Annotated in this window: 19 protein-coding genes; 6 read left to right on the forward strand and 13 right to left on the reverse strand. The window is 63.9% G+C overall.

From position 1 onward, the window contains the following. Positions 1–5: 5 nt before the first annotated feature. From ACPPVR_RS21250 to ACPPVR_RS21270, 5 genes are all read right to left on the reverse strand, one after another. A complete protein-coding gene (locus ACPPVR_RS21250; RefSeq protein ID WP_426608542.1) occupies positions 6–1,184 on the reverse strand; it encodes an aminotransferase class V-fold PLP-dependent enzyme in 1,179 nt (392 codons plus the stop codon). A 94-nt stretch (positions 1,185–1,278) separates the two neighbouring features. Beyond that, the gene (locus ACPPVR_RS21255; RefSeq protein WP_426608543.1) at positions 1,279–1,857 is read right to left on the reverse strand and encodes a CAP domain-containing protein; all 579 of its coding nucleotides are present in this window, start codon (positions 1,855–1,857) and stop codon (positions 1,279–1,281) included. Between the two features lie 74 nt (positions 1,858–1,931). After that, positions 1,932–3,026, reverse strand: a complete 1,095-nt coding sequence (locus ACPPVR_RS21260; protein ID WP_426608544.1) for a serine/threonine protein kinase — start codon at positions 3,024–3,026, stop codon at positions 1,932–1,934. A gap of 7 nt (positions 3,027–3,033) precedes the next feature. Continuing rightward, on the reverse strand, positions 3,034–4,461 hold the full coding sequence (gene trmFO, locus ACPPVR_RS21265) for a methylenetetrahydrofolate--tRNA-(uracil(54)-C(5))-methyltransferase (FADH(2)-oxidizing) TrmFO (RefSeq protein WP_426608545.1): 1,428 nt from the start codon (positions 4,459–4,461) through the stop codon (positions 3,034–3,036). A 126-nt stretch (positions 4,462–4,587) separates the two neighbouring features. Continuing rightward, positions 4,588–4,740: a DUF1127 domain-containing protein gene (locus ACPPVR_RS21270; protein ID WP_007590701.1), complete on the reverse strand. Its 153-nt coding sequence runs from the start codon at positions 4,738–4,740 to the stop codon at positions 4,588–4,590. A gap of 583 nt (positions 4,741–5,323) precedes the next feature. On the opposite strand from ACPPVR_RS21270, the gene ACPPVR_RS21275 reads away from it, so the two are divergent. Next, the gene (locus ACPPVR_RS21275) at positions 5,324–5,719 is read left to right on the forward strand and encodes a hypothetical protein (protein ID WP_426608546.1); all 396 of its coding nucleotides are present in this window, start codon (positions 5,324–5,326) and stop codon (positions 5,717–5,719) included. Positions 5,720–5,778: 59 nt separating this feature from the next. Here ACPPVR_RS21275 and ACPPVR_RS21280 read toward each other — a convergent pair whose 3' ends face one another. Both ACPPVR_RS21280 and ACPPVR_RS21285 read right to left on the reverse strand, forming a co-directional pair. After that, positions 5,779–6,603 carry a lytic murein transglycosylase gene (locus tag ACPPVR_RS21280; RefSeq protein ID WP_426608547.1) on the reverse strand — a complete coding sequence of 275 codons (825 nt, stop codon included), beginning with the start codon at positions 6,601–6,603 and terminating at the stop codon, positions 5,779–5,781. A gap of 135 nt (positions 6,604–6,738) precedes the next feature. Continuing rightward, positions 6,739–7,647 carry a DUF2189 domain-containing protein gene (locus ACPPVR_RS21285; protein WP_426608548.1) on the reverse strand — a complete coding sequence of 303 codons (909 nt, stop codon included), beginning with the start codon at positions 7,645–7,647 and terminating at the stop codon, positions 6,739–6,741. 333 nt (positions 7,648–7,980) lie between these two features. Here ACPPVR_RS21285 and ACPPVR_RS21290 point away from each other — a divergent pair, with 333 nt between their 5' ends. Then, the gene (locus ACPPVR_RS21290) at positions 7,981–8,406 is read left to right on the forward strand and encodes a DUF3597 domain-containing protein (RefSeq protein ID WP_426608549.1); all 426 of its coding nucleotides are present in this window, start codon (positions 7,981–7,983) and stop codon (positions 8,404–8,406) included. Between the two features lie 51 nt (positions 8,407–8,457). On the opposite strand, the gene ACPPVR_RS21295 is transcribed toward ACPPVR_RS21290, so the two are convergent. Continuing rightward, entirely contained in the window at positions 8,458–8,733 is a 276-nt protein-coding gene (locus ACPPVR_RS21295; protein ID WP_426608550.1) for a GNAT family N-acetyltransferase, read from the reverse strand. A gap of 104 nt (positions 8,734–8,837) precedes the next feature. Between ACPPVR_RS21295 and ACPPVR_RS21300 the strand changes: the two genes are divergently transcribed. After that, positions 8,838–9,773, forward strand: a complete 936-nt coding sequence (locus ACPPVR_RS21300) for a tetratricopeptide repeat protein (protein WP_426608551.1) — start codon at positions 8,838–8,840, stop codon at positions 9,771–9,773. A gap of 200 nt (positions 9,774–9,973) precedes the next feature. Continuing rightward, positions 9,974–10,372 carry an SPW repeat protein gene (locus tag ACPPVR_RS21305; protein WP_426608552.1) on the forward strand — a complete coding sequence of 133 codons (399 nt, stop codon included), beginning with the start codon at positions 9,974–9,976 and terminating at the stop codon, positions 10,370–10,372. Between the two features lie 45 nt (positions 10,373–10,417). Here ACPPVR_RS21305 and ACPPVR_RS21310 read toward each other — a convergent pair whose 3' ends face one another. The 5 genes from ACPPVR_RS21310 to ACPPVR_RS21330 all read right to left on the reverse strand — a co-directional run bounded on the left by ACPPVR_RS21310 (position 10,418) and on the right by ACPPVR_RS21330 (position 18,863). Beyond that, positions 10,418–10,693 carry a GNAT family N-acetyltransferase gene (locus ACPPVR_RS21310; protein WP_426608553.1) on the reverse strand — a complete coding sequence of 92 codons (276 nt, stop codon included), beginning with the start codon at positions 10,691–10,693 and terminating at the stop codon, positions 10,418–10,420. Positions 10,694–10,704: 11 nt separating this feature from the next. Continuing rightward, positions 10,705–11,220, reverse strand: coding sequence for a DUF3828 domain-containing protein (locus ACPPVR_RS21315; RefSeq protein WP_426608554.1), 516 nt, complete (start codon positions 11,218–11,220; stop codon positions 10,705–10,707). Between the two features lie 170 nt (positions 11,221–11,390). Next, positions 11,391–12,242 carry an outer membrane protein gene (locus tag ACPPVR_RS21320; protein WP_426608555.1) on the reverse strand — a complete coding sequence of 284 codons (852 nt, stop codon included), beginning with the start codon at positions 12,240–12,242 and terminating at the stop codon, positions 11,391–11,393. A gap of 121 nt (positions 12,243–12,363) precedes the next feature. Further along, complete coding sequence (locus ACPPVR_RS21325) at positions 12,364–17,949, reverse strand: tail fiber protein (RefSeq protein WP_426608556.1); 5,586 nt, start codon at positions 17,947–17,949, stop codon at positions 12,364–12,366. A gap of 359 nt (positions 17,950–18,308) precedes the next feature. After that, entirely contained in the window at positions 18,309–18,863 is a 555-nt protein-coding gene (locus ACPPVR_RS21330) for a hypothetical protein (protein ID WP_426608557.1), read from the reverse strand. Positions 18,864–19,032: 169 nt separating this feature from the next. Between ACPPVR_RS21330 and ACPPVR_RS21335 the strand changes: the two genes are divergently transcribed. Together ACPPVR_RS21335 and ACPPVR_RS21340 are read left to right on the forward strand one after the other, a co-directional pair. After that, the gene (locus tag ACPPVR_RS21335; RefSeq protein WP_426608558.1) at positions 19,033–19,233 is read left to right on the forward strand and encodes a hypothetical protein; all 201 of its coding nucleotides are present in this window, start codon (positions 19,033–19,035) and stop codon (positions 19,231–19,233) included. Further along, positions 19,230–20,861 carry an acyl-CoA synthetase gene (locus ACPPVR_RS21340; RefSeq protein WP_426608559.1) on the forward strand — a complete coding sequence of 544 codons (1,632 nt, stop codon included), beginning with the start codon at positions 19,230–19,232 and terminating at the stop codon, positions 20,859–20,861. The genes ACPPVR_RS21335 and ACPPVR_RS21340 overlap by 4 nt, the downstream gene beginning before the upstream one ends. The last annotated feature ends 6 nt before the right edge of the window (positions 20,862–20,867 follow it).

Below are 20,867 nucleotides of genomic sequence, written 5' to 3' on the forward strand. Positions count from 1 at the left end.
CGGCGCTATCGCGGCGCCAAACCCGCGAGGTGGCCGATCAACCGATCAATCTCGAATTCCGTGTTGTAGTAGTGCGGGGACGCGCGCACGACTGGCGGCAGCGATCGTACTTCGGCGTCGATGCGGGTGCTCGACGGATTTGAGGCGCCAATCGTGATGCCGGCCGTGGCGGCACCGCTGACAATGGTCTCCGCCTCATGCCCCTTCATCGTGAAGCTGACGATAGCGCCCGGCGTGCGCCCGAGGTCGCGAATGGTGATGCTGCGAATAGAGGCAAGGCCGCCTCGAAGGCGATCGGCGAGCAGCCGGCAGCGCTGCTCGATCGGGCCGAGGCCGATATCGAGGGCATAGTCGACGGCTGCGCCCAGCCCGAGCCGGGCCGCGTAGTTGTTCTCCCAGGTCTCGAAGCGGCGCGCATCGTCGCGGAGCCGGTACTCATCTCGCGAGACCCAGGGCGCCGCGAAATGGTCGATCATCGGCGGTTCGAGCTGTTGCAGCAGCGCGCGGCGGACGTAGAGAAAGCCGGTGCCGCGCGGGCCACGCAAAAATTTGCGGCCGGTCGCCGACAGCATGTCGCAGCCGATCGCTTCGACGTCGACTTGCATCTGGCCGACCGCCTGGCAGGCGTCGAGCAAATAGGGAATGCCTCGTGCGCGCGCGATCTTACCGACGGCTGCGGCGGGATTGACGAGCCCGCCATTGGTCGGGACCCAGGTGATGGCGATCAGCTTTACGCGCGCATCGATCATGCGTTCGAGTGCGTGGAGGTCGAGCTCGCCGCTGGCGTCGCTCGGCACGACGTCAATCGTCGCGCCGGTTCTCTTGGCGACCTGAAGAAACGCGACATAGTTGGCGGCGTATTCCGCCTCGGCGGTCAAAATCCGGTCGCCCTCGCGAAATTCGATGGCATAGAACGCCATCTGCCAGGCAACCGTGGCGTTCTCCATCAGGGCAATTTCATCGGGGGCGGCATTCAGCAGCCGGGCCACCGAACCATAGACCGCTTCAAGCCGATCGGCCTCCCGGTCGGCGGCAGCATAGCCGCCGATCTCGCTTTCCAGATCGATATGCTGCTTCATCGCCTCGACAACGGGGGCGGGCATGAGAGCCGCTCCCGCATTATGGAGGTACGCAAGTCGGGAGGCGGCCGGCGTGTCGGCGCGTATTCGGTCGATGTCGATCAAGTGCGCCTCTACCTGTTGCGATCTTCGTCCATGGTTAGACGCGTCGAAGAATGCGAGCAAGATGGCGGGCCGCAAGGAACTTGCCGGCTTCGCCTCAGATGCAGAGGCCGAGCAGCTTGATGTGGCAGTCGCTGGATTTGGGCTTGGACGCGGGAGCGGCCGCGCGTTTTACGGCGACCAGCGGCTCCGTGTCCTTCTTGCCCTTGCCGCGCTTCGGCTCGTAATCGCCGGCGATCTCCATGGCCCAGTAGGTGCGCTTGCCGCTGGCATTCCTCGCGCTCGCGATCCCGACGCGGGAGGCGTTGGGCAGTAGCAGGTTCTTGCGATGGCCGGAGGAGTCGATCCACTGGCCAAGCGTTTTCTCGAAGCTGTCGTAGCCGTACGCGATGTTCTCGGCGGCGCGGCCTGCGCCGGCCGGTGCGATACGCCTGTTGAACGGACCGAGCGTCTCGTGGCTCAGATCATCCTTCGCCGCCATCGCGCGGGCCTGGTCCATGGCAATGCGATCAAGCGTGGCATCGCGGACGACGCGGACCTCACCGTGCTTGAGGCGGAAGCTGGAGATCTGCTCGGCCGGCGACTCACCAGCCATGGCGTGCGACGTGGCCAGCAGCAGAAGGCCGGCAATCATTCCGCCAACCACACGATGTGTCATAGTCCCCCAAAAGTTCATCGCTCACCAAACCAGCGTGCCGCCCGGCCGCTTCTCCGCCGCCAATGTGGACGCTTCAAGGCGCGGGCAGCCTGTCAGCTCGCCGGCAGGTCTGCCTCAAAATTGAAGCGGTCGCGCAGGTTTTTGCGCTGCTCCAGAATGTCTTTCAGGAAGGCGCGGTCCTGGTCGTTCTTCATCATCGGCTCGATCAGGTCGAGCTGGTTCATGGCGACCAGTTGCAGGATCTCGGTGCGCGGCTTGCCGCTGGTATCGCGCGGCAGCGCGTGGACCACCTGGATGTGTTCCGGCGGCTTCGGTCCCTTCGCGGCGCTGAGCTCGTTGCGGAGCTGGCTTTCGAGCGCGGGTTGATCGGCTTCCACAAACGCATAGAGCCCGACGCCGGAGCGGCGATCCGCAAAGGCAACGATCGCGGTGTCGCGTACGGCCGGATTCTTGCGGATCAATTCGGCCAGCACCGGCGCATCGTTGACAAGCCGGCGGCCGCCGCCTTCGCGGTCAGTGAAATTGAACAGGCCGCGGGTGATCGCGCGATAGACCTTCTTGCCGGTGGCAAGCCACAGGCTCGCGGCGAAGGATTTTTTCGCCAGGATCTTGCGCTCGCGCGGCGTCAGCGCCTCCGGCGCGTAGGAGCGCTTGTGCTTGAGGAGGTGACGGAGGTCTTCATAGGCGAGGGTGCGATAGAGCCGGCCGCGGCGGTTGAAGCAGGCCGCAAGCTGAAAGTCGGTCACATAGGCGCGGCCGTCGCGGCCGACCAGCCAGTTCTGCTCCTTGGCAAGGTCGTTGTGGCAGATGCCGGCGCGGCGTAGCCGGCGCAGCGCCGCTTTGGCCGAGCGGAAATAGGCGAGGTCGCCATGCGGCTTGGCAAGATGCAGCGCGACGCCGTCGACGAAGCCACGCGCCAAAGCGCGGCGGCCGGCCCACAGCAGCTCGGGGCCGACATTCAGGCCTTTGGCCAATGCCAGCGCATGCTTTTCACGCGCGAACAGATGGCGGGCCAGCACGAACGACCACCACGGCACCTCGTCGAGCCGACGCAGCACCGCGTCGACCTCGCCGTTCTCGCCGCGGAAGCGGCCGCGCTCGACCGTCGAGAACACGTCGCGCTTGAGCAGGACGCCCTCGGTCCAGCGCGCCGAGAGTACCGCGGCGTCGTCTTTGGGGAGGTTCATTGAAAACTCACGCGGCTGCGGCGATGCGCAAATGATCGGCGATCCAGCGATCGAGATCGGCGAGCGCCAAAGCGCTCATTGCCTGCTTCTTGGCGATCGTCTTCTCGTTGCCGCGCAGGCGCGTGCCGTCGGGCTTCTTCGTCGGCGCGCTGGCGAGTGGCGGGAATAGGCCAAAATTGATGTTCATCGGCTGGAACGATCGCGTGCCGGGTTCGATGGTCTCGATATGGCCGCCGGTGATATGGCCGAGCAGTGATCCCAGTGCGGTCGTGCCCGGCGGACTCGCAAGCGTCTCGCCGCGTGCATCGGCTGCCGCATAGAGGCCGGCGATCAGGCCGACACTGGCGGACTCCACGTAGCCCTCACAGCCCGTCATCTGGCCGGCAAAGCGCAGCCGCGGCTGCGCGCGCAGGCGCAACTGGCCGTCGAGCAGCCTTGGCGAATTCAGGAACGTGTTGCGATGCAGGCCGCCGAGGCGGGCGAATTCGGCTTTCTCGAGCCCCGGAATGGTGCGGAAGATGCGCTGCTGCTCGCCATATTTCAGCTTCGTCTGGAATCCGACGATGTTGTAGAGCGTGCCGAGCTTGTTGTCCTGGCGCAGCTGCACGATCGCGTAGGCTTTCGTCGTGGGATCGTGCGGATTGGTGAGGCCGACCGGCTTCATCGGGCCGTAGCGCAGCGTCTCGGGGCCGCGCTCCGCCATCACCTCGATTGGCAGGCAGCCGTCGAAATAGGGCGTGTTGGTCTCCCACTCCTTGAATTCGGTCTTCTCTCCGGCGATCAGGGCGGCGACGAAGCCGTCATACTGCTCCTTGGTCATCGGGCAGTTGATGTAGTCGGCGCCGGTGCCGCCGGGACCGACCTTGTCGTAGCGCGACTGGAACCAGGCCACCGACATGTCGATGGATTCGCGGTGCACGATCGGCGCGATCGCGTCGAAGAAGGCGAGCGCATTCTCGTCGGTCAGTTCGCGGATGGCATCGGCCAGCGGCGCGGAGGTGAGGGGGCCGGTCGCAACGATGACGTTGCTCCACTCGGCTGGCGGCAGGCCTGTGATCTCGCCACGGGCGATCTCGATCAGCGGATCGTCGTTGAGCGCCTTGGTGACAGCCGCGGAGAAGCCGTCGCGGTCGACCGCCAGCGCGCCGCCGGCTGGCACCTGGTTGGCATCGGCCGCACGCATAATGAGCGAGCCGAGGCGGCGCATCTCGGCATGGAGCAGGCCGACGGCGTTGTTGGCGGCATCGTCGGAGCGGAACGAATTGGAGCAGACGAGCTCGGCGAGCCCGTCGGTCAGGTGCGCCTCGGTCATGCGGTCCGGCCGCATCTCGTGCAGCACCACGGGCACACCCGCTCTGGCCACCTGCCAGGCGGCCTCGGAACCGGCAAGGCCCGCGCCGATGACGTGCACGATATTGGATTGGGGTCCTGTCATGGGGCGGACAGGTAGCGCTTTTCGGCGGTCAGTGGAATCGCCGAAATCGAGTTTTCTGCCGTTGAAAACGACAGCGCCCGCACGAGGCGGGCGTTATCGGTTCGTCCGGTGAAGGGCTGAACGATATCAGCCCTGATACTGACCGGCGGCCACGCGCGGGATGTCGGAGCGATCAAGGCCGATGTCGGCCAGTTCGCGATCGCTGAGCTGGGACAGCTCGGCAACATTGCGCTGATAATCCCGGAAGGCCTGGATCATGCGGATGAGCGAGAGCAACATTGGTAGTCTCCTGTAGTTCGATTCAGCCTTTGACCTCGGCGTCATCGTTGAAATGAATATAGAAGAGAGTGGTGCAGTGCGGAAGTTCCGATGTTGCGATGCAGCTAAGCGAAGAGCGCATGGCGCCGATAAGAGACGATTAACCTGTTGGCAGTTCGGCCCAACAGCTAGGCGAAACCGGCTGCGTGGCGACCTAAATGCCCGTTAAATAACGGATTTATAGATCGATACGCGGTTCCGATAATGCCGAGATAAGTTACATTCCCGCGACCTTCAAGGCGTCGCGCCAGCTTGTAAGCCCAAGTCCGGCATGCGTGATTCGCATGAGGAGGCGCTTCAAAGAAATGATCTTTTATTCATAGTATGGATGGAGGAAGATCCACCTATTTGTCTCGGGAAGACGCTTCAGCTTCGTTCCGGCGAGGCTTCAGGAACTCATTCGTGGGCTCGCGGCGAGGGCCAAGATTCTCCCTCATCCAGCCAAGGTGCGCGCCCGTCCCAATGATGCGCTGCACACACGCCGAACGTGCGCGCCTGATTACAAAGTTGTAATGAAAATCAGAAATTTCGCATGCGGCTCTGCGTGGCGCGCAACATCACGCAATTCTCGCGGGGAATTTATTGCGGCAAGTTGCCGCGTCGGCAGCAAAGTCATGTTGCAGATTCCGGCAATGTCGCTGGTTCTGTCCAAGAAGAAGAGAAGGAAAGTAACATCATGACGAAGTTACTCGGGGTTATTGCAATTGCCGCCGTCGCTTTCGCCGTCGCGCCGGCCCAGGCCGCCAAGCACGCCATGGGCGGCTGCAGCTCGGCCAATCTGGAGCATACGGAGACCGCGATCGAAGCCATGCCTGATGGCGACGGCAAGATGGTTGCGCAGAAGGAGATCGCTTCCGCGCAGGACTCGCTGCTGAACGGCAAAATGGGTGCTTGCGGCATGCACCTGAACAAGGCGATGAACGCCACCATGGGTAAGTAAACGCACCAAGAGAGGGCCGGTCGCCGGGCGATCGGCCCTACGCGTTTGTCGAGGCCGCCTTAAGGTGCGTGCGCGAGCTGGTTGGCAAAATAAGCGACCGTCTTTGAATAGACCTCGCTCTTGTTCCACTGTTGCAGCACCGCGAAGTTCGGACTGCCCGGCTGCCAGTCCTTGCCCTTCTGCCAGCCATAGCCGGCGAGATAATTGGCGGTTGAGGCCAGCACGTCGGGTGCGTTGTGCAAGAGGTCGCGCTTGCCGTTGCCGTCGAAATCGACGGCGTATTTCATCCAGGACGACGGCATGAACTGGGTCTGGCCGAGTTCGCCGGCCCAAGCGCCCTTCATGTCGGCGGGCGCGAGATCGCCGCGCTGGACGATACGCAGCGCATCCATCAGCTCGCTGCGAAACTGTTCGGCGCGCCGGCAGTCATAGGCCAGCGTCGCCAGCGAGCGGATCGTCGCGAACTTGCCGGTGTTGACGCCGAAATCGGTCTCGAGACCCCAGATCGCGACCAGCACCTCGCCCGGTACCCCATAGGTCTGCTCGATGCGCGAGAGCACCGAGCCGTATTGTTTCATCATGTTGGAGCCGCGCTGCATCCGCGGCGGCACCATGCGGCCCGAAAACTCCTCAAAGGTCTGGCTGAAGACCTTTTGCGAGTGGTCGCGGTTGAGCACGCTCTGATCGAGCGTCACACCGGCGAGTCCGGAGGCAATGGCCTGCTGCGAGATGCCTTTGGCTGCGGCGTCGGTTTTGAAATCTGCAAGCCAGGCGTCGAAATTACCTGAACCGCAGGCGACCGCGGCGAGTGCGGGCTCGGCGGCGAGGATTGAGGCGGTGAGGGCGAAGGCTGCGAGAGCGAGACGAGAAATCGTCGGGGTCATTCGTCTAAATTGATTCCGTGAAGTGGCATGACCGGCGGGCGGTAATGTCGGTTGTAACCGCGGCCAAAGCAAGGCGTATGACGTTGCCCGATCCTGCCCTCGAAAGGGGCAGGATCGGATGTCACGATATTATCGTCAGGCGTCCGTCCTATTCCGCCACGGAAAGAGATTGGCGGGGAAGTCGGCGGCCGGCTTGCGCGGACGCTGCGGCGGAGGCGGCACCGGCCGAGCGCCGGGATCGGAGACGATCACCTTGCGATAGAGATGCCAGGTGGCGTGGCCGAGCAGGGGGATGACGACGGCGAGCCCGAGGAACGCGGGGATCGTGCCGAGCGCCAGCAGCACCGCCACAATCAGGCCCCAAGCCGCCATCGGCACCGGGTTCTTGGCGACGACGCGGAGCGAGGTGACCATGGCCTCGAATGCACCGGCATGACGGTCGAGCATCAACGGGAACGACACGGCGCTGATGCAGAGCGCGGCGAGCGCGAACAGGAACCCCGTGCCGCAACCGATCGCAATCAGCCACCAGCCTTGCGTTGTCGTCAGCACGCGTGTCACAAAATCCGAGATCCCGGTCACGCCCTCATAGCCGAACGCCGCGACATAGATCGCCTGCGCTGTCGCGACCCAGGTCACGAACAGAGCGAGCAACAGCGTACCGAGGCCGAGCATCGCGCCGAAGGACGGCGAGCGCAGCACCTCCATGGCATCCCAGGCGCTGGCCTCTTCATAGCGTTCACGCCGGCTCGAGAGCTCATAGAGGCCGAGCGCTGCGAACGGGCCGATCAGGGCAAAGCCCGCGGCCAACGGAAACAGCAACGGTATCACTGAATATCCCATTGCGACGCGCGCGATCACGAGGCCGAGCACCGGATAGATCACGCAGAGGATGATGGCGTGGCTCGGAACCGCCTTGAAATCCTCCCAGCCACACTTGAGCGCGTCGTGCAGGTCGGAGAGTTGGATGGTTCGGATCACCGGTCCAGCCGCATCCGCGGGCTGGGCCACCGTGGGGACATTGCCCTGGTAAAACGTGGCCATGGTCGCTAGCTCCCTTGCCATGCAGCCGAATCCGGCGCCGGCAACGGCGCGAGCGGCCGCTCTTCTTGGATGATCGCGATTCCTACCAGACGCGAATTCCGGAAGGCATCGCGAGCTGAACGCAAACGCTACTCCCAATTCCGAGTCCTGTCCCTCACGCTTGGTTGAGATTCGTTGCCGCAGTGCAACCTCGACGATGTCATTCGGTCGTCATTTCGCCGTAGATAAGCTCATGCTGCTGATGGTTCGCGAGAACAGCGCGGGCGCAACGCAAGAACTTCGTCTATAAGTGCCACTCAAGGCCTTCCAACGGATCCTTTTCGGGGAGCAGACATGAGCATTTTCGGGAAAATCATGGGCGCGATCTTCGGCAGCCATCCGGCTTCCGCTGCGCCCGCCGGCGGCGCACCCGCTACTGGCAGTGCGCCGGCGGGGTCCGCGCCTGGCGCGTCGGCTCCATCGTCCGCGCCAGGTGCGGCACCGTCTGCCGCACCTGCGCAGACCGTGGACGTCGCGGCCATCGTCGACAAGCTGGTGGCTGTCCAGAAGGAAAAGCTGGAATGGCGCACCTCAATCGTCGACCTCTTGAAGGCGCTCGATATCGACTCCAGCCTCGCTGCACGCAAGGATCTCGCCAGGGAGCTCGGCTTCAGCGGTGACACCAACGACTCCGCGAGCATGAATGTCTGGCTGCACAAGCAGGTGATGTCCAAGCTCGCCGCCAATGGCGGCAAGTTGCCGCCGGAGATCAAGCACTGACCGATCTCTCGGTCGTTGCCAAGGGCCCGCCATCGCGCGGGCCCTTTTGCTTCAAGCGACGAGATCCGCATCTTCCGGATGCTTGTCGAGATAGTCGACGACAAAGCCGCAGCCTGCGACCACCTTTGTCCCGTCGCGGCGGATCAAGTCCAGTGCGCCCTTGATGAGCTCGGAGGCGATGCCGCGGCCACGCAGGGTACGCGGCGTCTCGGTGTGGGTGATGATCACCGCCGACGGCGTCAGCCGGTAATTGGCGAAGGCCAGTTCGCTGCCGACGTCGAGCTCGAAGCGGCTTCTGTCCTTGTTGTCGCGTACCGATGCCGCCATCCGAGATCCTTCCGAAGCGATGCGTGTTGCCTGATCTAGGCGCCTGAACCCGGCCTTGCCAAGGCACGACCAACGGAGGTTGCCGCAGGGGAGATATCTAAAAAATGCGTGTCCCGCTCAGCCTGATGGCGCTGCTCGCCGCGCTGGTCTCGACCGCGCCGGTCCCGGCCGCAGCCGAGGGCGGTCCGACCTGGGAAGCCTGTGTCGGACTGGCCAGCACGCCGGACGAACGGGTCAAGGCCTGCTCGACGGTGATCGACGCCAAGAGCGAGACCGGCCAGAGACTCGCCGGTGCCTATTGCAACCGCGGTCATGGTCTCACCGAGAAGCGCGAGCTCGATGCGGCGCTATCCGATCTCGATGAAGCGGTCCGGCTCGATCCGACCTACGCCTGTGCCTTCAACAACCGTGGTCGCGTCTACAGTTTCAAGCGCGATTATGATCGCGCCATTACGGACTACGACCAGGCCATCAAGCTCGACCCGTCATTGGCATTGGCCTACAGCAACCGCGGCGAGTCCCGTTTCAACAAGGGTGATCTCGACGGCGCCTTTGCCGATTTCAACGCTACGATCAAGCGCGATCCCAATTATGCCACCGCCTATGCCAATCGCGGCCTGGTGTATTATCGCAAGCACGACATGGCGCATGCGCTTGCCGACTACACCACGCGGATCAAACTTGCGCCCGATCTGCTCGCTTATATCGACCGTGGCAACGTCTATCGCGACAGCAAGCAACTCGAACGCGCCGCGGCCGACTACGGCGAGGCGATCCGTGTCGCGCCGACGGATGCGCGCGGGTGGCGCAATCGCGGCATGATCCGGCTCTACCAGGGCGACAACAAGGGCGGCCTCGCCGACTACGACAAGGCGCTGCAATACGATCCCGCTGACGTGCTCTCCTGGAACAATCGCGGCCAGGCCCGAATGCGACTCGGCGACAAGCAGGGCGCGGTTGCCGATTTCCGGAAGGCGCTGGAGTTGCGGCCTGGACTGCCGAGCGCGCGCGAGGCGCTCCAGAGGCTTGAGACCCCGTAACCGCAGTGCGGCATGAATCTCTGCCCCGTGAACATCGCTTGGCGAGCGCAATAATCATCGACATCACTCTTGCAAGTTCCACGGCGGTTCCCACGTCCTTGAAAGGACATACGCCCGAATGCGGCCGGCAAGGCTCGCTAGACATTCGGAGTGCCATGATCGCCAGCCGCTGACGTATGCCTCTTTTCTAGGAGGGTACGATGTCGGATTTTGGTTTCTTGAATACTCATCGAACATGGGAAGACTGGTGCGGGATGCTGCTCGGCGCGCTGATTGTCGCGTCGCCGTGGTTCCCCATCCAGGATCGCGCGGGGATCGTCGGGCACGAGACAATGGTCGTGAACACGGTCGCAATCGGTCTCGTCGTATTTGGCCTCAGCCAGCTCGAATATGTCGCCTTGCAGCGCTGGCAGGAGGTGGCGACGATCCTGGTCGGGCTGTGGCTTATTGTCTCGCCCTTAGTGCTTGGTTATTCCGGCGAAGGTTTTCTCCGGGTCTACCACACGAGTCTCGGCGCGGTGGCGGTCATCCTCGGCGTGCTCCAGCTTTGGCAGGACTGGGATCTGAGTAACCAGGATATGCTGAAGCACGGGCAATAAGCCGTGGGTTACGGCAGGCCCGCCGCGCGATCGGCGGGCCTGAGCTCATCTCTTCACCAAATCCGCATAGTCTGGATGCTTCTCGATCCACGCCTTCACGAACGGGCATTCCGGGATCAGCTTCAAGCCGGCCGCGCGGACCTGGTCGAGTGCGCCCTGCACCAGTTTTGAGCCAACGCCTTTGCCGCCGAGCTCCTTCGGCACGTCGGTATGCTCGAACGTGATGACGTTGCCGTCGAGCTTGTAATGCTCGGTCGCGAGGTGGCCTTCCACCTCCAATTCGTAGCGGTGATGGGCACTGTTGTTGATGACGTCGCTCATATCGTCTCCGGTCAGCTCTTCAGCGCGTCCGTCAGCATCTTGCGGATCGACCAGGCTTCGCCGTCGGAGGAGCCCCTGATGTCGTCGATCTTCCAGCTATTGGCCTCGCGCACGAAGTCATAACGCAGGATCTGGTCGGCGGGTTTGCGGTCGTTGCGGTGGCCGGTGATAGTCACCGCGAGCGTCGCCTTGTCGGCCTCCGTCTTCTCGGCGTCAACCTCGAACGACTTCACGTCCGGTTCCTGCGAATTGGTGACGGGATCGAAATCGATTGGGCCGACGTCGCCCTTGGGCGTATGCGCATCTGCCTTGGCCCATAGCGCGACCAGCGCCTTGGAGAGATATCTGGATTTCGCCGCCTTGTTCTCGATGATGAAGGCGCCGCCGCCATCGCCCTTGCCCTTGGCGGCGCGGGTGTAGATCGCGGTCAGGATCGCTGCGGGATCGCTGGGGACAGGGGTCTGAGCTTCGGCCGCTTTGGCGGTGGCAAGAAGCGACATGACGATGAGGGAACGACGAGTGAGCATTGGAATGTCCTGAGATGGGCTGCGCCCCTCGCGCCGAACGGCAGGAATCCGGCGCGGCATATCGGTAGAGGTTCGCTACGCCCGACAGGTTCAAACGCGAAGGCCGATCAGAGTGACTCTGATCGGCCTGAGGCAAACTCTGAATTGGCCCGATCCGGGCCGCTCGATGATCAGTACCTGGCGACGACCGGGCCGGCCGAGAAGTGATAGTTGATCCCGACGCGGGCAATCTGCTCGCGGAACGGGGTCGAGGTCGTGAACACGATGGCCGGAATGGTGGATGATGCGACATTCAGCGTCCGCCGGCCGAGATCGACGTAGAGATATTCGGCCTTGAAGCTCCAGTTCGGCGCGAACATCACTTCCGTGCCGGCGCCGGCGGTCCAGCCTGTGCTCGTCCCCGAAGAGGCGCCGTTCGCGCAGATGGTCGCGCCCGCGAAGCACCCATTGGTCACATCGGCGGTGCTGAACGAGGATTTGGTGCGGCCATAGGCGAAGCCGCCGGTGCCGTAGAGCAGCCATTGCGGCGCCACCAGCACGCCGACCCGGCCGCGCACGGTGCCGAACCAGTCGATGCCCTTGGTGACGGTCGTCGAGGTGGCATCGAAGCCGACCGGCGCGAGCGCCTGGGTGGTCGAGCCCTTGACGTCCGAGCCCTGGAAGTCAGTCTCGAGGCCGACCAGCCATTGCGGGGCAACCTGCCAGTTGTAACCGGCCTGGATACCGCCGATCACGCCTTTCGCAGACGGCGACAGCGAGGTCGGAAATGAGCCGGCTGCGACGAACGCCGCCAGTGCCGGGGCCAGTACGGGATCGGTCGACAGAGCCGAAATGCCCGAGGAGCCGGTGCTCCAGTCGTAGCCGACGTTGCCGCCGACGTAGAACCCGTCCCAGGTCTGAACCGGCGCGAACGCTTTCACCGGCGCCTTGTAGGTCGGCGCGAGGTCGGCGGCATGCGCCGGTCCCCAGGCTGCTCCAACCGCCACGATGCCCGCGAGCGCCAGTTTCTTGATGTTTTTCATTGGCCCATTCCCCGATTCCGATGCGGTTTTACGCTACCCAGCAACCGAAGGCTGTGACCAATTGGCAACTCCGAGCCACGATCGAAACCAGTCCAGCCGCGCACCGCGGCCGGGATTTCGCTCAAACCAGATGGAAATTCGCTGATGTCAGGTTCGCCAGCGCGGTGTTGGTGATGGTGACGACGTGACTGGCGTCGAGCGTCAGTACGCTGTCGGCGCCGACCTGATGCAGGTCGGCGAAGACATTGGCGAGGCTGCCGAATTGCGAGGTCTGCAACTGGATCACGTCAAGCGACGGGTGGAAATTGTTGATGGTGTTGTGGCCGAAGGCGCCGGCGAACACGAACGTATCCTGGCCGAAACTGGCGGCGTTCAGCGTGTCGCCGGGGCCGCCGATCAGCGTCTCGTGAGCGTTGAAGGTCGCCGCAGCCGTGAGCGTCGCGCCGCCCGCGCTGCCGTCGAGGACGGTGTTGCCGTAGCCGGTGGTGGCCGATCCGCCCGCGGGAACGAAGACTAAATTCTGGTTGCCGCCGATCACCTCGACGGTCAGCGTCGAGATCGAGGGTGCTGCGTGGCCGTTGCTCGCGGTATAGGTGAAGTTGTCATAGACCGCGCCGGTGGTGCCGCTATTGGCGGTGTAGGAATAGCTGCCATCGGTGAGCACCGTGAGGCTGCCGTAGGCGCCCGCGACCGGTTGGCCGACGTCGCCGGCAAGCCCGTCGACAGCGCTGACCACGATGTGATCGGCGGGGTTGCTGTCGGTGTCGTTGGCGAGCAGCCCGTGGGCTGCATCGAGGGTGACGGTCTGGCCGGCGACGACCTGATTGGCGTCCGCATGAGCCGTGACCACGGAATCGATCACGGCAAGCCCTGTGAAGGTCGTGGCAATGTTGCCGAGATTGGCCGCGTTGCCGGCATGGTCGCCAATCCCCGCGCCGTGCAGATTGATCCCGGTAACCGCCAGCGCGGGCGTGAGCGTGTCGCCAGCTCCGACCGTGTAGTCGAACACGAGCTTGCTGGAATCGTGCAGCGCTGAGGTCGCAGCCGCGTCGTAGGTGGCGATGCCGTTGTCGTTGAGCGATAGCGTCGGCGTGCCACCCGACACGGTAACGGCTTCGCCGAAGTCAACCGTGATCGCGACGGACTGGCCGGCTCCGACCGCGCCGCTTGCGGGAGACGCGCTGACGGCTGCGATGTCCGGCGCGTGCGTATCGATCTGCAAGGTCCCCGTGGGGTTGATCGTTCCGCCCGGCAGCGTCAGATCATTTCCGGCGAGGTCGTGGATCGTTCCCGCATTGAGCAGGATGTGATCCACCGCGAGATCGGCTGTGTTCTCGCCGGCGCCGACGAGATAGCTGAAGGTCAGCGCGTTGGTACCGCTGCCGCCGGCATAGGTCGCGACGCCGCCGTCGCTCAGCAGCATCGTCGGCGTGCCGCCGGTCAGATCGACGTTGACGGCTTCGCTGAGATTCAGCGTCAAGGTCACGGTATGACCGGCATTGAGATCGCCGCTACCTGCGACAATGCCCGTGCCGGAGGTTGCGATCGAGGTCACCGTTGGCGCGATCGAATCCACCCGCACGCCGCTCGTCGCGCCGACATTGTTCAGTGTCAGCACCGCAGCGTTGCCGGCCGCGTCCGCAATCGTGCCGCCGTTGAGCACGATCGCGCTGCCGAGCGCGACGCCGTTGGCGTCGTTTTCGCCGCCAACGATGGTGTAGCGGAAGGTCAGCGCAGACGCGCTGCTTTGGCCGACATATTGCGCCTCGACCACGCCTCCGGTGTCCAGCGTCAGCGCGATTTGCGGTGTGCCCGTGACAGACACCGCCTCGCTGAAATTGACCGTGAAGTCGAGATTCTGGCTGGCCACATAGGTGGCGTTGGCGGGCACGCTCATCGAGGTCACGCTCGGAGCCGTGTGCTGCACGGTGTCGACATCGCCGCCGGTAAACCCGCCAGAGATCGCGTTGCCAGCGCTATCCGAAATGCCGGTGCCGGAGGCTCTCAGGTCTAGGCGAAGCGTGCCGTCGCCGGTCACGCCGTTCACCGTCACGGTGTAGACCTTGCCGTTCCCGGAGACCGAGATGCCGCTATCGGCAACGTTGCCGGTGCTCGTGATTGCAAAGTCAGTCGCATCGACGCCGGTGACGTTTTCCGAGAAGGTCACCGTGAACTGGTCGCTGCCGGCGTTGTTCGGGCTCGCACCATTGGCGGCGATCGACGACACCGCCGGGGCGGTGTGATCGATGCTGTAGACGCCGCCGCCGGTGAAGCCTGCGCTGGTGCCATTGCCCGCCGCATCGGTGACGTTGCTGGAGCCGCTCTTGAAGTCGAGGCGCAGCGTGCCGTCGCCGGTGACGCCACCAACGGTCACCGTGTAGGTCGTGCCGTCGCTGCTCACGATCGAGTTGATGCCGGTGGTAGCAAGGGCGGTGCCGCCCGGCGTGTTGGCCGTGGTCAGGGTGAAATCGGCGGCGGTCAGGCCGCTGACGCTCTCCGAGAAGGTGACTGTGAACTGTTCGGAGTTCGCGTGGTTCGGGCTCGAGCCCGATGCCACGATCGATGTCACGGTGGGAGCGGTGTGATCGATTGCGTAGGTCTGGCCGGTGAACCCGCCGGAAATCGCGTTGCCCGCGAGATCGGCGATGCCGGTTGCGGAGCTGTTGAGCTTGAGGCCGAGCGTGCCATCGCCGCTGACGCCGTTGATGGTCACGGTGTAGACGCTGCTGCTGACCGGCGTCACGACGATGCCGGTGTCGGCGACGGTTCCGCCGGTCAGGGCGGTGAAGTCGGCCGCATCGACCCCGGTCACGCCCTCGGAGAAGGTGACGGTGAAGGTCTCGCTGGTCGCATTGCCGGGATTGCTGCCGGCCGTATTGACCGACGAGGCCACAGGCGCGGTGGTGTCGATCGTCAGATTCAGATCGGTGGCAACGCCGGCGATCACCGCATCGTTGCCGGAGCCGTCCTTGATGGTGCCGCCGTTCAGAAGCAGGCTCTGCACCTGAAGATCGGCGTTGTTGTCGCCGGCCAGCACGGTGTAGCTGAACGTCAGTGCCGTGCCGCCGCTGCCGCTTTGATAGGTCGCAACCTCGTTGTCGTTGAGCTGAAGCTCTGGCGTGCCGGTGATGTTCACGGGGTCAGTGAAAGTCACCGTGATGGTGACGATCTTGCCGGTATTGAGATCCGTCGCGTTGCCGGTGGTCGCTGCCGTGACCGTGCTGATGAGCGGGACGTGGAGCAGATTGACGGTACTGGTCGCGGTGTTGCTGGTGCCGTTGCTGGACGAGCCGTCGGTCACGCTCCATTCAATGGTGCGCGAGCCGGCGCCGGTCGTCCCGGGCGCGCCGAACGTGATGGATTCCAGCGCGGTCTGATAGTGATCGAGCGAGTCGGTGCCGCTCAGCGTGAGCAGGCCGGTCGCGGCGTTGTAGCTGCCGGTGATGCCGTTCTGGTTTGTGAAGTTCAGCGTGTCGCCGGTGACGAAGCCGCTGGCAATCTTGATGGTCGCGCCGGTGAGATTGCCGCCGCTGTCGGGATCAGCGACGGTCAACGTGCTGTCGAGCGGAGCAGCGGAACTGCCCGCTGGATAACTCAGGCTGGCGCCGGCGGTGACGGTCGGTCCAGTGTGCGTGATGCCGAGCACGCTGGCCGTCAGCGGCACCTGGCTTGAGGTGGGGAAGACGGAGGAGGTGCCGTACTCCTCGCCCAGCGAGACCGTGGTCCCCCCTGAGTTTGAGCCCATGCCAGCGACGGAGCGGGCGTCCAGATTCGGAAGGGCGAAAGTGTTTTGGCCGTTTCCGCCATAGGTTGTTCCGAGAATCGAGAACAAAGCCGAGTACTGCGCGATCGACAGCGCCTGGCCGTTGCACTCGGCCCAGCCTCTGCTCAGCATGTCCGTGAGATCGCTGCCATTACCGGCATAGGCAATGACCTCGCCAAGATAGGGAGTGTCGTCCGAGCCCCCGCTGCCCTGGGAGGGAAACAATCCTTGGAGAGCGATCAGATAGTGCAGCGCCACCGCAGGCTGGTAGTTGCTGTAGTCCAACGAGCCACCAATCGGGGATGGCAGATTGAGCGTGATGAGCGCGGTTGAGTCCTGCCCGAAGATCGTTCCGAAATCAGAATTGCCAAACCCGTCGGTCGTCGTACCAACGATCGTTCGACCGGTAAGATCCGGCAGCGCGAACGTCGTGACGCCGTCGCCGCCGAATGTCGTCCCGAGCGCGTGATACAGGGACTGATAGTCCGCAATGTTCAGGATCTGGCCGGCCGCCAGCAGGTACCCGTCCGGGGCAAACGTACCGAGAAAGGGCACCACCTCGCCAGCAACATCGAGCCCCTGCGTGGCCGTGCCCGCGCTCGGGCCGCCGGTGTTGATGATGTAGTTGATGGCGAGCGACGGCTGATCGTTGTTGACGGGAACCCCCGCGCCGAAGCCCGACGGTAGATTCGAGGTCGTCAGCGTGACCGTGTCCGTGCCGTATCTGTCTCCGAGCGATACGGTGTTGCTGTTTTCGGAGCCGACCGCGAGCGTGGCCTGGAGGTTCGGCAGCTGGAAGTTGGTTTGTCCATTGCCGCCATAGCTCGTCCCCAGCAGTGAGAACAGGGCAGCATTCTGCTGGATCGACAGGAGCTGCCCATCGGCGAGCGCGGTGGCACCGGGGGCGAAATTTCCGGCGAACGTCCTGATGGACCCCATGTCGATGTGGCCCGGGTCGATGGTCCCGTCATCGTCGCGTGCGGGATAGAAGCCTTGCAGGACGACAAACTGGGTCAACCCAAGCGTAGGTTGATCGTTGTTGATCGACGACGTGATGTCGATGTTGGTGTTGGTGCCGTCGGAGACCACCCATGAGATGTCGCGGGCCCCGTGCGTGCCGCCGCCGGTCGGGTCGCCGTTGCCGGAAAAGCTGTAGGTGATCGAGCGCAGCGCGTCCTGGTAGTCGGCGACCGTGTCCGATCCGGTCAGTGTGAGGATGCCATGCGAGACGTCGTAGCTGCCGTGAATATTGTTCTGGTCGCTGAAATTCAGCGTGTCGCCGGCGATGAATCCGACGATCTTGACGGTTGCGGCCGTGAGTGTCGAAGACGCGGAATCGCTCACGGTCAGGTTGGGAGCGATGGCCGCGGGCGTGCCGCCGCCGTGGAACGTGGCGGCCGCGCCAGGCGACACGATAATGAGGCCCAGCGCGGAATTGAAATTCTCCAGCGCGTGCTCCGAGAACGGGGCTGTGGCGGCCGCCGCGGCCGGGGCCGTCGAGGCGTCGAGGGTCCAACTCGCAGCATCGGCATTGCCAATTGTATGCGTCGCTGCGTCGACGGTGACGCCGCCCGCATAGGCGGAGAGGTCGGAGATGAACTGGGTGCCGGTCGCGCCTGATGCCGCGTCGCAGCTATAGAGGGCGAGCGTGCTGCCTAGCGAAAGCGCTGCGCCAATCGTGGAAAGGGCGCCGACGTCGCCAGCGAGATCTCCATCGTCGATGACGGATGAGCCGAGCTCGATTTCACCCGGCGCGCCATGGCCGACGATCGAGATCGACGACAGCCCGGTCAGGCCATTGTCCTTCAGGATGGTTGCGATCTGGGCGAGGCCGTCGCTGCTGCCATTCAGGACGAAAGCTTGTTCATCCGGTGCGAGCCCACTCAGCAAGGTCTGGATATCGGCGACGCGGGAATCGATAAAAACGACTTGTCCCATACTCATCACTTTGCCGTCCAACTAAAGTGGACTTATTGGAGAATCGGCCTTCCGGCCGAGGAAATGGCCTCGTTAAACACAGGTTAACTAGCGTGAAGCTTGCGTCCGAACAAGCCTGCTCGCTCTACGCGATCGCGGCTTCGCGACATCTGTGTGAAAATGAGACAGTGGAGCCGGCCATCGCGGCGATCGCTCCCGGACGCACGATAGCCGCGCGCCAGCGTGCCGCGCGGAATTCATTGTGTTGTCGCGGCAGGCAATTTCCTGCGCTGCTGCGCAGAATGAGAAGGCTCAGCGGATTGAGACGTAGCCTGTTGAAACGAGGCTTGTTGAAACGAGGCTTGTTGAGACGAGGCTTGGGCGGCTCAATCCGCTGCTCTGGCCAGCCGAGCGTCTTCCGGCTGAGGCTGTTGGCGGAGACAGCCTTGGCAGATGACCAGCGACCGGTTGACTCTAGCGTCCTGATCGGTGTGGTCCTGCGCGTTGTCCCGCTCCGGCCTGGCAGCGGCACGCGTTGTGCGTGATGGCCCGGCGGCGGAATGCACCCTGTTGGGATCCTCACCGGCGCCATCCCAGGCGTAGCGCGCAGGCGTGAATGCGGGATCCGGGGCCAGTCGCGCCTGCGGAGCCATGGCGCATCCGGCAAGCGCCAGCGACAGCAGGAGGAGGGCGGGCGCTTTGACCATGATGCGGCACTCTGTACGCGACAACTCAGCGAGGGTGCGCCGATCATGTTTAAAATTCCCTGAACGATGCGGCTGCGCCGACGACCAACGCGGATGCGATTGCTGGTCGTCCTGTTCACGATACTCGCAGCGGTGGCGTGGTGACGTCTCCGCCCGGACATGGTGCGCAGGAACGACTCGACCTGCGACGGCCGCGACGACGATGTCGTCGATTTCAGCGACACCAGCGGGCATGGCGCGTCTCCCTGCGTCAGGGAGAAGGGTGTCACGGCGGCACTGTTCGAATTCAAGATGCAGTAATGGAGCCCTGCGGCCGGCGACCTTGCGGGGGCGCGGGCGATGGCGATAAACAAGGCGCCCAGGCGACGCGCGTCCACAAGCGCCGCCATAGGGGAGGAAATCCATGAAACTGGTGCTGACCCTGGTCGGTGTCGTCTTGCTCATCATTGCCGCGGTGTATTTCGTGATGCCGGCGGACCAGTTGCCGGGCTTCTTTCCCGGACATGAAGCAGGCGAGATGCGCGTCCATACCAAGCACGGCATCATCTCCGGCGTCATCGGCCTGGTGCTGATCGGCGCCGGCATCTGGATCGGACGTCGATGAGCGGGACCGGCGCGCCAGACGGCGGACAGTTGCGGATGTCCCGCCGTGTCATGAATCTTGCTCACATGCTGACCCAGAATGCGCGGCGGCATGGATCGCGTCCCGGTTTCGTCTGGGGTGACAAATCCTGGACCTGGCGCGAGATCGACGCGCAGGTCTCGGCGCTTGCGGCCGCGCTTGCCGCGCGCGGCGTCACGAAGGGCGACCGCATTCTCGTCCATTCCAAGAACGGCGACGAGATGTTCTTCTCGATGTTCGCCGCGTTCCGGCTCGGCGCGGTCTGGGTGCCCACCAATTTCCGCCTGATGCCGGACGAGGTGACCTTTCTCGCGCAGGCCTCCGGCGCGAAGGCGTTTCTGTGCCATGTCGATTTTCCCGAGCACGCGGCGGCCGTGAAGGGCGGTGCGCTGGAATTCACATGGAGCATCGACGGCAAGGCATCTTTCGGCGAGACGTCGGTTGCGGACGCCATCGCGTCGCGGGCCGGAGCCGTGGTTGAGAACGTCGCGGTCGAGCATGACGATCCCTGCTGGTTCTTCTTCACGTCCGGCACCACGGGCCGTTCCAAGGCCGCGGTGCTGACCCACGGTCAGATGGGCTTTGTTGTCACCAATCATCTCGCCGATCTGACGCCGGGGGTCGCCGAAGACGATGCCTCGCTGGTGGTGGCGCCGCTGTCGCATGGCGCCGGCGTGCATCAGTTGGTGCAGACCGCGCGCGGCGTGCGCACCGTGCTGCTTCCGACCGAAAAATTCGACATCGATGAGGCGTTCCGCCTGATCGAGGCGCATCGGGTCAGCAATCTCTTCACCGTGCCGACGATCCTCAAGATGATGGTCGAACACCCCGCCGCCGACAAATACGATCATTCCTCGCTGCGTCACGTGATCTATGCGGGCGCGCCGATGTATCGCGAGGACCAGAAGACCGCGCTGAAGAAGCTCGGCAAGGTCATCGTCCAATATTTTGGCCTCGGCGAGGTCACCGGCAACATCACGGTGTTGCCGGCGGCGCTGCACGATGCCGAGGATGGACCGCATGCCAGGATCGGCACCTGCGGCTATGAGCGCACCGGCATGCAGGTCTCGATCCAGGACGACGAGGGCCGCGAGCTCGGCGCCAACCAGAGCGGCGAGATCTGCGTGATCGGCCCTGCTGTGCTCGCCGGCTATTACGACAACCCGGAAGCCAACGCGAAGGCGTTCCGCAATGGCTGGTTCCGGACCGGCGATCTCGGACACATGGACGAGGAGGGATTCGTCTACATCACCGGCCGCGCCTCCGACATGTACATCTCCGGAGGCTCCAACATCTATCCGCGCGAGATCGAGGAGAAGATATTGACCCATCCTTGCGTTTGCGAGGTCGCCGTCCTCGGCGTGCCGGATGCCACCTGGGGCGAGGTCGGCGTCGCCGTCTGCGTCGCGCGCGAAGGCGAGACGCCAGTGAGCGAAGCCGAGATGGCGGCGTTCCTCCTCCCAAAGGTGCCGCGCTACAAGATGCCGAAGCGGTTCTTCTTTTGGGAGGCCCTGCCGAAATCCGGCTACGGCAAAATTCCAAAGCGCATGGTGCGTGACGAGCTCGAGGCGCGCGGGCTGCTCGATCTCGACAAGACGAAAACCGGCTGAGCGGGT

It is taken from the genome of Bradyrhizobium sp. McL0616 (assembly GCF_049993385.1).
Lineage (GTDB): Bacteria > Pseudomonadota > Alphaproteobacteria > Rhizobiales > Xanthobacteraceae > Bradyrhizobium.

Bases quoted from the DNA above. Each gene is read 5' to 3' on its own strand.
- ACPPVR_RS21255 (WP_426608543.1), bottom strand. From the start codon at position 1,857: ATGAACTTTTGGGGGACTATGACACATCGTGTGGTTGGCGGAATGATT.
- ACPPVR_RS21260 (WP_426608544.1), bottom strand. From the start codon at position 3,026: ATGAACCTCCCCAAAGACGACGCCGCGGTACTCTCGGCGCGCTGGACC.
- trmFO (WP_426608545.1), bottom strand. From the start codon at position 4,461: ATGACAGGACCCCAATCCAATATCGTGCACGTCATCGGCGCGGGCCTT.
- ACPPVR_RS21270 (WP_007590701.1), bottom strand. From the start codon at position 4,740: ATGTTGCTCTCGCTCATCCGCATGATCCAGGCCTTCCGGGATTATCAG.
- ACPPVR_RS21280 (WP_426608547.1), bottom strand. From the start codon at position 6,603: ATGACCCCGACGATTTCTCGTCTCGCTCTCGCAGCCTTCGCCCTCACC.
- ACPPVR_RS21285 (WP_426608548.1), bottom strand. From the start codon at position 7,647: ATGGCCACGTTTTACCAGGGCAATGTCCCCACGGTGGCCCAGCCCGCG.
- ACPPVR_RS21290 (WP_426608549.1), top strand. From the start codon at position 7,981: ATGAGCATTTTCGGGAAAATCATGGGCGCGATCTTCGGCAGCCATCCG.
- ACPPVR_RS21295 (WP_426608550.1), bottom strand. From the start codon at position 8,733: ATGGCGGCATCGGTACGCGACAACAAGGACAGAAGCCGCTTCGAGCTC.
- ACPPVR_RS21300 (WP_426608551.1), top strand. From the start codon at position 8,838: ATGCGTGTCCCGCTCAGCCTGATGGCGCTGCTCGCCGCGCTGGTCTCG.
- ACPPVR_RS21305 (WP_426608552.1), top strand. From the start codon at position 9,974: ATGTCGGATTTTGGTTTCTTGAATACTCATCGAACATGGGAAGACTGG.
- ACPPVR_RS21310 (WP_426608553.1), bottom strand. From the start codon at position 10,693: ATGAGCGACGTCATCAACAACAGTGCCCATCACCGCTACGAATTGGAG.
- ACPPVR_RS21315 (WP_426608554.1), bottom strand. From the start codon at position 11,220: ATGCTCACTCGTCGTTCCCTCATCGTCATGTCGCTTCTTGCCACCGCC.
- ACPPVR_RS21320 (WP_426608555.1), bottom strand. From the start codon at position 12,242: ATGAAAAACATCAAGAAACTGGCGCTCGCGGGCATCGTGGCGGTTGGA.
- ACPPVR_RS21325 (WP_426608556.1), bottom strand. From the start codon at position 17,949: ATGAGTATGGGACAAGTCGTTTTTATCGATTCCCGCGTCGCCGATATC.
- ACPPVR_RS21330 (WP_426608557.1), bottom strand. From the start codon at position 18,863: ATGCCCGCTGGTGTCGCTGAAATCGACGACATCGTCGTCGCGGCCGTC.
- ACPPVR_RS21335 (WP_426608558.1), top strand. From the start codon at position 19,033: ATGAAACTGGTGCTGACCCTGGTCGGTGTCGTCTTGCTCATCATTGCC.
- ACPPVR_RS21340 (WP_426608559.1), top strand. From the start codon at position 19,230: ATGAGCGGGACCGGCGCGCCAGACGGCGGACAGTTGCGGATGTCCCGC.